The sequence below is a fragment of the Halomonas sp. FeN2 genome (assembly GCF_020595105.1).
Taxonomy (GTDB): Bacteria; Pseudomonadota; Gammaproteobacteria; order Pseudomonadales; family Halomonadaceae; genus Vreelandella; species Vreelandella neptunia.
In genome coordinates this window covers 811125-825404 of record NZ_CP074200.1, presented here as the reverse complement: position 1 = coordinate 825404, position 14280 = coordinate 811125, and the positions used below count along the sequence as shown (strand labels likewise).

The 14280-nt window shown below is 55.0% G+C and carries 10 protein-coding genes; 8 read left to right on the top strand and 2 right to left on the bottom strand.

All coding sequences use genetic code 11. The features are described from left to right. Positions 1-63: 63 nt before the first annotated feature. The 3 genes from KF947_RS03880 (at position 64) to KF947_RS03870 (ending at position 2674) form a co-directional block, all read left to right on the top strand. Positions 64-1512 carry an alanine/glycine:cation symporter family protein gene (locus KF947_RS03880; protein ID WP_227405485.1) on the top strand — a complete coding sequence of 483 codons (1449 nt, stop codon included), beginning with the start codon at positions 64-66 and terminating at the stop codon, positions 1510-1512. Between the two features lie 199 nt (positions 1513-1711). Further along, a complete protein-coding gene (locus KF947_RS03875; RefSeq protein ID WP_133730173.1) occupies positions 1712-2320 on the top strand; it encodes an FMN-dependent NADH-azoreductase in 609 nt (202 codons plus the stop codon). Between the two features lie 54 nt (positions 2321-2374). Continuing rightward, a complete protein-coding gene (locus KF947_RS03870) occupies positions 2375-2674 on the top strand; it encodes an MGMT family protein (RefSeq protein ID WP_022522712.1) in 300 nt (99 codons plus the stop codon). Positions 2675-2805: 131 nt separating this feature from the next. Here the strand turns inward: KF947_RS03870 and KF947_RS03865 are convergent, their stop codons facing one another. Beyond that, positions 2806-4374, bottom strand: coding sequence for a bifunctional GNAT family N-acetyltransferase/carbon-nitrogen hydrolase family protein (locus tag KF947_RS03865; RefSeq protein ID WP_133730174.1), 1569 nt, complete (start codon positions 4372-4374; stop codon positions 2806-2808). A 42-nt stretch (positions 4375-4416) separates the two neighbouring features. Next, positions 4417-5331, bottom strand: coding sequence for a DMT family transporter (locus KF947_RS03860; RefSeq protein WP_133730175.1), 915 nt, complete (start codon positions 5329-5331; stop codon positions 4417-4419). 190 nt (positions 5332-5521) lie between these two features. Here KF947_RS03860 and KF947_RS03855 point away from each other — a divergent pair, with 190 nt between their 5' ends. The 5 genes from KF947_RS03855 (at position 5522) to KF947_RS03835 (ending at position 14261) form a co-directional block, all read left to right on the top strand. Further along, positions 5522-7543, top strand: a complete 2022-nt coding sequence (locus KF947_RS03855; RefSeq protein ID WP_227405484.1) for an NADPH-dependent 2,4-dienoyl-CoA reductase — start codon at positions 5522-5524, stop codon at positions 7541-7543. A 517-nt stretch (positions 7544-8060) separates the two neighbouring features. Further along, entirely contained in the window at positions 8061-9107 is a 1047-nt protein-coding gene (locus KF947_RS03850) for a threonine aldolase family protein (RefSeq protein WP_009287653.1), read from the top strand. Positions 9108-9401: 294 nt separating this feature from the next. Beyond that, a complete protein-coding gene (locus tag KF947_RS03845) occupies positions 9402-11324 on the top strand; it encodes a PrkA family serine protein kinase (RefSeq protein WP_088699075.1) in 1923 nt (640 codons plus the stop codon). Between the two features lie 37 nt (positions 11325-11361). Further along, positions 11362-12648: a YeaH/YhbH family protein gene (locus KF947_RS03840; RefSeq protein ID WP_133730178.1), complete on the top strand. Its 1287-nt coding sequence runs from the start codon at positions 11362-11364 to the stop codon at positions 12646-12648. Positions 12649-12692: 44 nt separating this feature from the next. Beyond that, the gene (locus KF947_RS03835) at positions 12693-14261 is read left to right on the top strand and encodes a SpoVR family protein (protein ID WP_227405483.1); all 1569 of its coding nucleotides are present in this window, start codon (positions 12693-12695) and stop codon (positions 14259-14261) included. Positions 14262-14280 lie beyond the last annotated feature (19 nt).

The window sequence follows — 14280 nt, the reverse complement described above, 5'->3', positions numbered from 1 at the left end:
TTGCCATTTTGGTGCATACGTGAAGAATAATGCGCCTTCATTGTTTAAAAAGGCGTGATTGTCATGGATTTTACCCTTCCTCCGCTGCTGACATCGCTGGTGGATCGCGGCAATGGCCTGCTCTGGGGCAGTGTGCTGATTTACCTGCTAATTGGCGCAGGTCTTTATTTTACGGTGCTGACCCGCGGTATTCAGCTGCGCTATTTCGGCCATATGTTTAAGCTGCTGCGCAGCTCCCGACAATCAAACGGCGGTATCTCGTCGTTTCAAGCGCTCTCAACCAGTCTGGCGGCCCGAGTCGGCACCGGTAACCTGGCAGGTGTCGCGGTGGCTATTTATTTTGGTGGCCCCGGGGCTATTTTCTGGATGTGGATGACCGCAATGGTTGGGATGGCGACCAGCTTTGTGGAGTCGACCTTGGCCCAGGCGTATAAAACCGACCACGGCGATAACACCTTCCGTGGTGGCCCTGCGCGTTATATTGAGCGTGGTTTAGGCTTGCGCTGGCTGGCTGTGCTGTTCTCTATCTGTTTGATTATTGCCTTTGGGTTGGCGTTCAACAGCGTTCAGGCCAACTCCATCGCCCAGGCCATGGAACAGGCGTTCGCCATTCCCACCTGGGCCATGGGGTTAGTTTTGATGGCAGTTGTGGCGCCGATCATCTTTGGCGGTTTAAAGTCGATTGCCAAGGTGGCTGAGCTGGTGGTTCCGCTCATGGCGCTGCTCTACTTAATTCTGGCGCTGGTGGTCGTGGGTTTGAATCTCAGCGACTTGCCCGCTGCGATCATGACCATTGTGCGCAGTGCTTTTGGCTTTGAGCAGGCGGCCGGTGGGGCAGTAGGCTACGCGGTTTCCCAGGCGATTATGAACGGTATTCAGCGCGGGCTGTTTTCCAATGAAGCGGGTATGGGCTCGGCGCCCAATGCCGCGGCTACGGCCTCTACGCGGCCAGATCATCCTGCTGCCCAGGGCTTTATTCAGATGCTCGGTGTGTTTCTGGATACGCTAGTGATTTGCACCGCCACGGCGGCAATCATCATTATGGCCGGGCCGGAGCTGATGTCGGGTGAGGAGAACAACGGCATTCAGTTGACTCAAATGGCACTCTCCAGCCATGTGGGTGATTGGGGCGGTATGTTTATCGCGGTGGCGATTCTGTTATTTGCGTTTACCTCGGTGATTGCCAACTACTCCTACGGCGAGTCCAACATTGAGTACCTGGCCGGGCGCCGCGCCCCGGTTGCCGTGTTTATTTACCGCTTAGCGGTGTTGGCGATGATTATGATCGGTTCGGTGGCAAGCTTGGGGGCGATTTGGAACTTCGCCGACCTCTCTATGGGCATGATGGCGATTATTAACCTGGTCGCTATTTTAATGCTGTCACCAGTGGCTTTCTCGCTCTTCCACGACTACGAAAAGCAGTTAAAAGCAGGTAAAGAGCCTGTGTTTGATCCCAGCCTTTTCCCCAAGCTGGTTAATAAAGTTGACCCCAAGGCCTGGCCCAAGAAGTAATCGAGCTTAAGTAAACGAGCTACAGCCATTTATCCCACTGGCTGCGCCCCGCCTCGCATTTTGCGTCGCGGGGCTTTTTTATTGGCCGTCACATGATTCGATTTAATCGAATACAAGTCGGAAAACGTTGCGCTTTTGCTTATTAGAAAGCGCCGTAGAATAGCCTCCAATCCTTCCCTATACGACTTTGGAGCTTTCAATGACGACCCGTGCCCTGGTAATAACCTCTTCTATTCTGGCTGAAAACGGCCAATCCAATGCGTTGGCTAATCGCTTTTTAGCGCAGGCTAATGCCCGCAACGATATCGACGTTACCCAGCGTGACGTGGTGAAAACCTCGCTCCCTCACCTGGATATTAGTGAACTGGGGGCTTGGCAGGTGGCGGCCGCAGAGCGTACCGCTGAGCAGCAGGCGTTAGCCGCGCGTTCGGATGAACTGCTGGCCGAGCTGCGCGCCAATGATGTGCTGGTCATTGCGGTACCGATGTACAACCTGGGTATTCCTTCACAGCTGAAGGCTTGGTTTGACCGTGTTCTGCGTGCCGGTGAAACGTTCCGCTATACCGAAAACGGCCCGCAAGGGTTGGTGGAAGGCAAGCGAGCGATTATTCTTGCAGCGCGCGGTGGTCAGTACGCGGGCACTGAATTTGACAGCCAGACGCCCCACCTGAAAGCCATGCTGGGGCTGATGGGAATTAAAGATACCCACGTGGTCTATGCTGAAGGCTTGAATATGGGTGACCAACAGCGCGAAGCTGCTCTCAAAGAAGCTTTCCAAGCGATCGATCAACTGGTTGAGGGGCTTTAAACACGTTCAGATGCGCTCTCAAGGCCTTTCAAGGAATAATAGAAGGATAATCACATGGCTCGGCCGGAATTACTCGAACAGATCTACACCATTGTCGATCAAATTCCGCCCGGGCGTGTGACGACTTATGGCCGCATTGCCGCAATGACCGAAGGCGCCACCCCACGCATGGTAGGTTCGGCGATGCGCCACCTGCCGGATGGCCACCAGTTGCCTTGGCATCGCGTGATCGCATCGTCGTTGAAACTTGCCGATCACGGTGGCGCCGAACGTCAACACCGCAAATTACGCGATGAGGGCGTGCTGTTTGATGCCAAAGGCCGCGTTCCAGCACACCTCGTTTGGCCTGATTGAACCTCATAAGGCAGTTTTAGAAACAACGGCGCCGCCCAAATTGGGCGGCGCCGTTGTATATGGCTGCGAATTTATGATGGGTGATGGTGGTTTGTTTTACACCTCACACCTCACACCTCACATTTAACCCCTCAATCCTCCAGATTGGCACCTGATTTCCACGACCAGTCGCGCCAGCGTAGGTCAAACAGATCCTTGCGGCGGTCTTTAAGATTGGTCACCGAACCTTCGGCACGTACTACCGTTAGGCGGGTGAGATCCAAGTCCGAGAAGAAGATCATCTCTGTATTGGGCGTGGTTTCCGCCAGCACTGCATCGTGGGGGAACGCGAAGTCAGACGGCGAGAACACCGCTGATTGGGCGTACTGGATATCCAGGTTTTCAATCGAAGGCAGGTTGCCGACGCTGCCGCAGAGCACCACGTAGCACTCGTTCTCTATCGCCCGCGCTTGACTGCAATGGCGCACGCGTAGGTAACCGTTTTTGGTGTCGGTCCAGAAGGGCACAAACAGAATGTCCATGTCCTGGTCGGCAAGCAGTCGGCCAAGTTCTGGAAACTCCACGTCATAGCAGATCAGGATGCCCACGCGGCCAGCGTCGGTATCGAACACCTGTAGCTCGTCGCCGCCCTCGATCACCCAGTCGCGGCGCTCTTGAGGCGTAATATGCAGCTTGGCCTGGCGCTCAACGGTGCCGTCGCGATGGAAGAGGTAGGCGATGTTGTAGAGTCGGTCATCATCACCTACTTCAATCATCGAGCCACCGACAATATTGATATTGTAGGAGACTGCCATACGCGACAGTTCAGTCTTAAAGCGCTCGGTGAAACCGGCCAAAAAGCGAATCGCGCCCATTTGATCCTGCTGGGCGGCGCGGTCTTGGAGGCCCATTAACGGCGCGTTGAACAGTTCCGGGAATACCGCGAAGTCACTCTGGTAGTCGGAGAGCGCATCTACGAAGTATTCGATCTGCTGAAGCGCTGCTTCCACCGATGAAAACTCACGCATCTGCCACTGCACCGCCCCCACCCGTACTTGGGTCGGTTTGTTGTCGAGCACGCTGGCAGCGGGCTCAAACAGAATGTTGTTCCACTCCAACAGGGTGGCGTAGCCACGCGACTGCTCATCTTCCGGGAGGTATTTGCGCAGTAGCCGCTTTACCTGAAAGTCATTGGCCTGCTGGAAAGACAGGATCGGATCGTAGATCTCTTTGCGCGAGACTTTATCGATGTATTGAGCAGGCGTGAGCTCATCGGCGTGTTGGTGGTACTCAGGAATACGCCCACCGGCAAGAATCGCCCGCAGGTTCATTGAGCGGCACAGCTCTTTACGCGCTTCGTAAAGGCGGCGGCCCAGGCGATAACCGCGGTAATCCGGGTGAATCAGCACATCCAGCCCGTACATAGCGTCACCATCCTCGTCGTTGAGGATGATCTCGCGATGGCCGATCAGGTCATCGTACTTATGCGGGTTGGAGAATTCGTCGTAATCCACCTGAACGGTGAGCGCTACGCCCACCAGAAGGCCATCGTCTTCAATGGCGATTTGGCCGTCGGGAAATTCCTGGATTAGTTTGTCGATGGTGCGCTTCGGCCATGCTCCGCCGATATCGTGATAGACAGCGTCCATCAATGCCTTGAGCTGATCGTAGTCATCGCTCATTAGGTTGCGCAGATTAAGATGCAGTTCTTCCAGGGACATATCAGGGCTTCCCAGCGTTAGAAATCGACGTCCATTCTAGCATTATCGAGCGCTGCTCGGCTTATCCGAGGTTAAACCGCGTGTTAACGGGCGTGTCAGCGTTTGCGCCATAATGACCCCAGCCAGAATCAGCAGCCCACCGGTAAAGTGGAACCCCGCCACTTGCTCGCCCAAGAAGGCCATCGCAATCAGTGCGCTAAACAGTGGCATTAAGTTGATGAAAATACTCGATTGATTGGCACCGATCTGACGCACCGCGCGCATCCATAAAAAGGTGGTAATGATCGAAGCAGGAATGCCCGCGTAGACAATCAGACCGATATTCTGGCCATCGATAGGTGTCATTGGCCCCATCAAATAAGGCGGTAACAAGAACAGCACCGCAAAACAGACTTGGGCGTAAAGCATCACCCAGGGGGGTAAATTCATTGACCAGCGTTTGAGCATTACCCCATATAGCGCGTAGCAGGTAGCGGCTACCACCATCAGCGCATCACCGAGGGCAACCTGTAGCTGTAGCAGCGAGAGCGGATTACCGCGCCCTAGTAGAACGGTAACCCCCACGAAGGCCAGTACGCCGCCCACAATGCCGCCGAGGGTCGGCGGCTCGCGGAGAATCAGCGCGCTCAGCAGCACCGTTAATAACGGCACCATGGCGGCGAGAATGCCCATGTTGGTAGCGGTCGTCGTTTCTGCCGCCACATAGGCCAGCCCTTGCCATAGACCCATGCCGAGTAGTCCCAGCAGTGCCAGCTTAGGCCACTGACGGCGGATTTCGTCGCGATGGCGTAAAGCTGCTGGGAGCACAAACGGGGTCATCACCGCAAGGGCAAGCAGCCAGCGTAAAAAAGCGATACTGCTTGGCGCGATGGCGCCTACGCTAAGCTGATTAATGGTCATATTGCCCGACCAGATAAGCACGGTGGCGAGCGGTGGCAAAAAATACATCAAGGGCATAGCAACGGTTCCTTATCGTTAGCCGGGTAATGTGCCGCGGATTCGCGTTCTGGGCAAGCGGTTGGCCCCAGTATCTAGAAACCAAACATCGAGAGACCCAGTATCTAGGGGCTATACGTGATGCTCTGGATGTCATACGCTTGTTTGAATTTGTTTTATAATGCTTCTAATAAAATTAAGGAGACCCGTGATGAGCCAAACGCCCGCGTACCCAAATCTGTTTCGCCCACTGACCATTGGTCATTTAACGCTGCCCAACCGCGTATTGATGGGCTCAATGCATACCAACTTGGAAGAGGCGCCCAATGGTTTTGAGCGCTTAGCGGCATTTTATGCCGAGCGGGCGCGGGAAGGGGTTAGCCTGATCGTCACCGGCGGTATTGCCCCCAATGCGGAAGGCGCCGTATTCCAGGGCGCCCACGCGCTCGTTGATGAGGCGCAGTTGCCAGAACACCGCCAGGTGGTCGACGCGGTGCATGCTGAGGACGGTCATCTGTGCATGCAGATTCTTCACGCCGGGCGTTACGCCTACTCGCCGGATCTTGTGGCACCTTCGGCTATTCAGGCGCCGATCAATCCCTTTATGCCTAAAGCACTCGCTAGTGATGAGGTTGAGCAACAAATTGCTGACTACGTTCGCTGCGCAAGTTTAGCTCAACAGGCGGGTTACGATGGCGTTGAGATCATGGGATCAGAAGGTTACCTGATCAATCAGTTTATCTGCCAGCGTACCAACCAGCGTGACGATGAGTGGGGTGGGGCGTTTGAAAACCGTATGCGCTTTGCGGTCGAAATTGTGCGCCGTGTTCGCGAAGCGGTGGGCGAACGGTTCGTGATTATCTTCCGCCTTTCGATGATTGATTTGGTCGAAGAGGGCAGCACCTGGGAAGAGGTCGTCACGTTGGGCCAGGCGGTCGAAGCCGCCGGGGCAAATGTGATCAATACCGGTATTGGTTGGCACGAAGCCCGGGTGCCCACCATTGTGACCAGCGTGCCCCGGGCCGCCTTTACCGAGGTGACTCGGCGGATCAAGTCGGCGCTGTCAATTCCGTTGATTACCACCAACCGCATCAATATGCCTGAGGTGGCCGAGCGTGTACTGGCGGCGGGCCATGCAGATATGGTTTCCATGGCGCGGCCTTTCCTGGCGGATCCCGCCTGGGTACGCAAAGCCGAAGAGGGCCTGGCGGAAGAGATCAATACCTGTATCGCCTGTAACCAGGCCTGCCTGGATCACACCTTTGCCGGAAAGCTGACCTCCTGTTTGGTTAACCCCCGTGCCTGTCATGAAACCGAGCTTTTGACAGAGCCCGCGCAAACCCCTAAACGCGTTGCAGTGGTGGGCGGTGGGCCAGCGGGCCTGGCAACGGCCGTGACAGCCGCTAGCCGCGGCCATAGCGTGGTGCTGTTCGAACAGCGCAGTGAGCTGGGCGGGCAGTTTAACTACGCGCGTAAGATTCCTGGCAAAGAGGAGTTTAACGAAACCCTGCGCTACTACCGGGTGATGCTGGAGAAATATGCGGTAGAAGTACGTCTAAATACTACGGCAAGCGCAGAAACCCTCGCCGATTTCGATGAGGTGGTCATGGCCACCGGCGTTAAGCCCCGGGAGCTCGATCTTCCAGGTCACGACCACGGCAAGGTGCTGAGCTACGCCGAAGCGATTGAATCCCCTGAGCGTGTTGGGCGTAAAGTAGCGGTGATTGGCGCAGGAGGTATTGGTTTTGATGTCTCCGAACTGCTGGCACACCAAGGCCATCCAGCGTTGGACATTGCTGAATGGTGCGACGAGTGGGGCGTTGATTTAGCAGTCGGCGAGCGGGGCGGTTTAAAAGCGCCGACGGCGCCCGTGGTTCCCCGTGAGATTGTCATGCTCCAGCGTAAAACCTCCAAGCCCGGCAAGTACCTGGGGAAAACCACCGGTTGGGTTCACCGCGCATCGCTTAAGCAGCGGGGGGTGGAAACCCTCACCGGCTGCGAATACCTCAAAATCGACGACGAGGGGCTGCATATTCGCCGCGATGGCGTTGACCAAGTACTTGCCGTGGATAGCGTGGTGGTGTGCGCCGGGCAAGAGTCAGTGCGTGATCTGCTGGCGCCTCTAGAGCGTTCGCGGGCGTCGGTACATATAATCGGCGGCGCGGATGAAGCCAGCGAACTGGATGCCAAGCGCGCCATTGAGCAGGGCACTCGTCTGGCGGCGAGTTTGTAAAAAAGTGCACAAGGGCAGGTTGAGAATCAAGTCATTAAATAAGCAAATACTTAAATAAGTAAGTGCTTAAAAGCGCAGGTGACGCAGGACAATCGTGCATTATCAATAGCTGGCGAAAGGTGCTGCAAGCATCTCTATCTCAGCAGGCTTATAGCCCTTGTGGGAGGGAGCTTTAGCTCGCGAATGTTCAGGCTACCAGCATGATGAGACACAGGGGAGCTTGCAGCACCCTTCGTCGACGTGTCGAACCAACGATAAATCGCCCTCCCACAAGGGCTTCCACAGGGCTGCAAGACCGCCACACATGGCGGAAGGCCCTCGCATTACCCTATCGCCGTTACCAGAAAGCGGTCTTGAACGAGACGCTTTCTACGTGCGATTGCCTTGGCGGGTGACGTTAGCCCATAAATGGCGATAGACTAAATGACTAATCTAACTATTAAGCATGGTTAGATATTAAAGGCGCGAGTGGCACCCAGCTCGCGCCGTTCGATCGCCAGATAAAAGGACTGTCGTCATGACCTCGGAGTGTAGCCCGCGTTTTTTAGCCAGTGATAACACCTCAGGTATTTGCCCGGAGGCGATGGAATATCTGCTAGAAGCCAATCGTTGCGATGATTTGGCTTACGGTAATGATCTCTGGACAGCACGCGCCGCGGATCGCTTTCGCGAGATGTTTGACTACGACTGCGATGTCTTCTTCGTTTTCAACGGCACCGCCGCCAACTCCCTGGCACTCTCTGCAATGGGACGCAGCTACCACAGCGTTATTTGCCACGAGCTGGCGCATATCGAAACCGACGAGTGCGGCGGTCCGGAGTTCTTCTCTAACGGAGCGAAGCTGCTGACCTCTCCTGGGGCCAATGGCAAGCTAACGCCGGAAGGCATTGAGGCGCTGGTCACCAAACGCAGCGATATTCACTACCCGAAACCTAAAGTGGTATCGCTCACGCAAGCCACTGAAGTAGGCACGCTTTACTCCCGGGAAGAGCTCATGGCGATTCGCGCCATTGCTGATAAACATGACTTGCGCCTGCACATGGACGGCGCCCGCTTTGCCAACGCTTGCGCCAGCCTAAATGCCACTCCGGCAGAAATTACCTGGCAGGTGGGAGTGGATGCGCTGTGTTTTTCGGGTACCAAAAACGGCTTAGCGTTTGGCGAAGCGATTCTGTTTTTTAACCGTGAGTTAGCTGAGGATTTTTCCTACCGCTGCAAGCAGGCAGGGCAGTTGGCTTCCAAGATGCGCTTTGTCTCAGCACCGTGGTTAGGGCTACTAGAAAGCGGTGCCTGGCTAACCAACGCACAGCATGCCAACGAGATGGCGCGCTACCTGTCGGAAGGGCTGCAAGCGCTACCCGGCGTATCGCTCATGTTCCCTACCCAAGCCAACAGCGTGTTCGTTGAATTACCGCCCCACGCGATTGAAGCGTTGAAAGCTAAAGGCTGGACCTTCTATACCTTTATTGGCGCAGGTGGCGCGCGTTTTGTATGTGCCTGGAACACCACCGTTGAATTGCTAGACGGTCTATTGGCCGATATTCGCGCGGTACTTGAGCGTTAAAGCCGTCAGTTACTCTCTTTTTTGCCGCTGTTTGGTGCCTTCAGCCCAGTGACGCCGCTGCCTATATGCAGCGGCGTCGCTGTTTTAGTGCTTTGCGTTTATTGGTGATGCCTGGACTAACGCAACTATTCGTCTGAATAATTCTCTTATCTATATCGCTGCAGCGTTGAAGGTTTTAGTCATCACTTTTTGCTAATGCTGACTACGCTAAAAAAGCGACACCTCGTTTGGCACGCCGTTGCGAAACACTTGGCTTGGCGGTGACTGCCTGGGGATGGGCCACAGGAGAGTTCCATGAGCATCTTTGATCACGTTCAAGACCGTTTTTCCCGCGTTCAGCAAGAGGACATGAGCCTTGAGGAGTACTTGGCGCTTTGTCGCCGTGATCCGAAGGTTTATGCCAGCGCCGCCGAGCGCATGCTGGAAGCCATAGGCGAGCCTGAAGTGATCGACACGGCGAAAGACCCGCGTCTATCACGTATTTTTTCCAATAAAGTGATTCGTCGCTATCCAGCCTTTGCCGAGTTTCACGGCATGGAGGAGGCCATTGAGCAAATCGTCTCCTACTTCCGCCATGCGGCCCAAGGGCTTGAAGAGCGCAAACAGATTCTCTATCTGCTTGGCCCTGTGGGTGGTGGTAAGTCGTCGCTGGCAGAGCGTCTTAAGCTGCTGATGGAGCGGATTCCGTTCTATGCCATTAAAGACTCGCCGGTCTACGAGTCGCCGCTTGGCTTGTTCTCGCCCGAAGAGGACGGCGAACTACTCGAAAAAGAGTACGGTATTCCACAGCGTTATTTGCGTAGCGTCATGTCGCCCTGGGCGGCGAAGCGGCTCAAAGAGTACGGCGGCGATATCTCCCAGTTTCGGGTAGTGCGTTTATACCCATCACGGCTTAACCAGATCGCTATTTCCAAAACCGAGCCGGGTGACGAGAACAACCAGGATATCTCGTCGCTGGTGGGTAAAGTCGATATCCGCCAATTGGAGCTTTACTCCCAGGATGATCCGGATGCCTATAGCTTCTCCGGTGGTTTGTGCCGTGCTAACCAGGGCCTGATGGAGTTTGTGGAGATGTTCAAAGCGCCGATTAAGGTGCTGCATCCACTGCTTACCGCGACGCAAGAGGGCAACTACAACCCCACTGAAGGCATGGGGGCGATTCCCTTTGATGGCGTGATTCTGGCCCACTCCAACGAGTCGGAGTGGCAGGCGTTTCGCAATAACCGCAATAATGAAGCGTTCCTCGACCGGGTTTATATCGTCAAGGTGCCTTACTGCCTGCGGGTTACCGAAGAGATCAAGATCTATCAAAAACTGCTCGAAGACTCTTCGCTTAACGCCGCGCCTTGCGCACCGGACACGCTGCGCATGCTGGCCCAGTTCTCGGTACTGTCGCGGCTAAAAGCGCCGGAAAACTCCAATATTTACTCGAAAATGCGCGTCTACGACGGTGAAAACCTGAAAGACACCGATCCTCGCGCCAAGTCGATACAGGAGTACCGCGACGCCGCAGGCGTTGACGAGGGTATGCAGGGGCTCTCCACCCGCTTTGCGTTCAAGATCCTCTCCAAGGTATTCAACTTTGACAGCACCGAGGTGGCCGCTAACCCGGTTCATTTACTGTATGTACTGGAACAGGCGTTGGAGCGTGAACAGCTGCCATCGGAAGTGTTTGAGCGCTACCTGGGCTTTATCAAAGAGTATATGGCGCCTCGTTATGTGGACTTTATTGGTAAGGAGATCCAGACCGCTTACCTCGAATCCTATAGCGAGTATGGCCAAAATATCTTCGACCGCTATGTAACCTACGCAGACTTCTGGATTCAGGATCAGGAGTATCGTGATCATGAGACCGGCGAGTTGCTAGACCGCCAGGCGCTCAACGAGGAGCTGGAGAAAATCGAAAAACCCGCGGGTATCTCGAATCCCAAAGACTTCCGCCACGAGGTGGTCAATTTTGTGCTGCGGGCGCGGGCACAAAACAACGGTATGAACCCGAGCTGGCAGTCCTATGAAAAGCTCAAAGGCGTTATCGAGCACAAAATGTTCGCCAATACCGAAGAGCTGTTGCCGGTTATTTCGTTCAATGCCAAGGCTTCCCGCTCGGATCAGAAAAAGCACGAAGACTTTGTGGCGCGGATGGTCGATCGTGGCTACACCGAGAAACAGGTGCGGTTGCTATCCGAGTGGTATCTGCGCGTGCGCAAGTCCCAGTAAGGATGGCGTGCTTAAGATGGGCGTTTAAGGAGGTCGTATGACCTACTTTATTGATCGAAGGCCGAACGCGAAACATAAAAGCGCGGTGAACCGGCAGCGCTTTTTGGAGCGCTACCGTAAGCATATCAAGCGCTCGGTTGAAGAGGCCGTTAACCGCCGCTCGATTACTGATATGGAGCGCGGTGAGAAAGTCTCGATTCCGGCAAAGGATATCTCCGAGCCGGTCTTCCAGCACGGCCCGGGTGGGGCGCGTAATATCGTTTCACCCGGCAATAAAGAGTTTGTCGCGGGTGATAAAATCCGCCGCCCCAGTGGCCAAGGGGGCGGTAGTGGCGCAGGCGAGGGCGGCGCCTCTAATCAGGGTGAAGGCGTCGATGAGTTCGCTTTTACGCTGAGCCGCGAAGAGTTTTTGGAGTTTGTGTTTGACGGCTTAGAACTGCCCCATTTGCAGCGCAAACCGTTGAAATCGCTTGAAGAGGTCAAAATGGTGCGGGCGGGACTCTCCCGGGACGGTGTGCCGTCGCGGATTAGCATTACCCGCTCGATGCGTGAAGCCTATGCTCGGCGCATCGCTATGCGTGCGCCGATTAAGCGGGCGTTAAAAGAGGCGACTGAGGCCCTGGAGGCCGAAGAGCGCAAGGACACAGTGCTGCGTAACCCCACTCGTATTGCCGAGCTTAAAGCCGAAATTGAGCGCCTGGAGAAGCGCATCGCGGGCGTACCCTTTATTGACACCTACGACTTGCGCTACCACCAGCTAAGCGCACAGCCGCAGCCCTCTAATCAAGCGGTTATGTTTTGCGTCATGGATGTCTCCGGCTCGATGACCCAAAACCACAAAGACATTGCCAAGCGGTTTTTCCTGCTGCTGTATCTGTTCTTGGAGAAGCACTACGAGAAAGTCGAGTTGGTTTTTGTACGCCACCATACGGCTGCTCGGGAAGTTAGCGAGGAGGAGTTTTTCTACTCGCGGGAAACCGGCGGTACGATTGTTTCCAGTGCGCTGAACCTGGTGAATAAAATCATCGAAAAGCGCTATCCCGTTGGCCAATGGAACCTGTATGTGGCCCAGGCTTCCGATGGTGATAACTGGGACGATGACTCGAATATTTGCCGCGACTTACTGGTCAAACAGTTAATGCCGCAGCTTCAATATTACGCCTACGTTGAGATCACACCCCATGACCATCAGTCACTGTGGCATGAGTACGAAAGTGTGGTGAAAGAGTTCCCCGAACGCTTTGCCATGCGCCAAATCGTGGAGGCGGGCGATATTTATCCGGTCTTTCGTGAACTGTTTAAGCGCCGCTTAAGCCAGTCCTAGTGACCTTGTATACAGGTTAGTGACCGCGTGTAGAGGAGTGGGCTATGAGTGCGACCCGCAAGCGTAAGCCGATTGCCACCGGCTCTGATTGGAACTTCAGTGTACTGGAGCGTTTTGATGCGGAGCTGGCCAGGCTTGCTGATGAGTATCGGCTGGATACCTATCCCAACCAGATAGAAGTCATCACTACCGAACAGATGATGGATGCTTACGCCAGTGTAGGCATGCCGGTGGGCTATCATCACTGGTCGTTCGGCAAGCAGTTTCTGGCCGTGGAGCAGGCGTACAAGCGCGGCCAGATGGGGTTGGCCTATGAACTGGTGATCAATTCCGACCCCTGCATCGCTTATTTAATGGAGGAGAATACGCTGATGATGCAGGTGCTGGTGATGGCCCACGCCTGCTATGGCCACAACTCCTTTTTTAAGGGTAACTACCTGTTCCGCACCTGGACCGACGCCTCTTCAATCGTTGATTATCTGGTGTTTGCGCGTAAATATATCGCCAAGTGTGAAGAACGCCACGGCGTGCAGGCCGTTGAACAATTGCTGGATGCTTGCCATGCGCTGCAAAACTACGGGGTCGACCGTTATAAGCGTCCCTCGCCGATCTCAGCCGAAGAGGAAGCGAAGCGCCAGGAGGAGCGTGAAAGCTACCTGCAAACCCAGGTGAATATGCTCTGGCGTACCATTCCTGAGTCATCTATCAGCGATTCGCCGCTGGCAGCGGGGAGCCTGCATGCTGACGATGACCCGCTAGGCTTGCACAGCGGCGGTCACTATCCTCCTGAACCTCAAGAGAACCTGCTCTACTTTATTGAAAAAAATGCGCCGCTGCTGGCGCCCTGGCAGCGTGAAATCGTGCGGATTGTGCGCAAATTGGCGCAGTATTTTTATCCTCAACGGCAGACCCAGGTAATGAATGAAGGCTGGGCGTGCTTTTGGCACTACACGCTGATGAACCGGCTCTACGATGATGGCAATGTCGATGAGGGATTAATGCTGGAGTTTCTCCAGTCTCATGCGGCGGTCATTAACCAGCCAGCGTTTGATCATCCTCACTTCAGTGGGATTAACCCCTATGCCCTTGGCTTTGCAATCTTTATGGATATTAAACGGATCTGCGAAGCACCCACCGATGAGGATCGCGAGTGGTTCCCTGATATTGCAGGCACGCCATGGCGGGAAACGCTGGAGTTTGCGATGCGCAACTTCAAGGATGAGTCGTTTATCCAGCAGTTTTTATCGCCGAAAGTAATGCGCGACCATAAGCTGTTTTTGGTGGTGGATGACGATCAGGTGGAGACGCTTGAAGTCGCAGCAATTCATAATGAACAGGGCTACCGCCAGGTTCGCGAAGCGCTTGCGACCCAGTACGCGCTCTCTGTCCGCGAACCCAATATTCAAGTGGTCGAAGCGGCCATTCGTGGGGATCGCTCGCTAACACTTCATCACGTCCAGGATAGCCGCCGCCCGCTAGGCCGCAGTGTTTACCCGGTGATTCGCCATCTTCAGCAGCTATGGGGCTTCCCTGTTCATCTTGTCTCTTTGGAAGAGGGGCGGGTAACGCGGCGTTTTCATTGGCCGGTAGAGGATGAAAGCCCAGCTTCTTAGGTGCGAGTGTGCTTAAAAC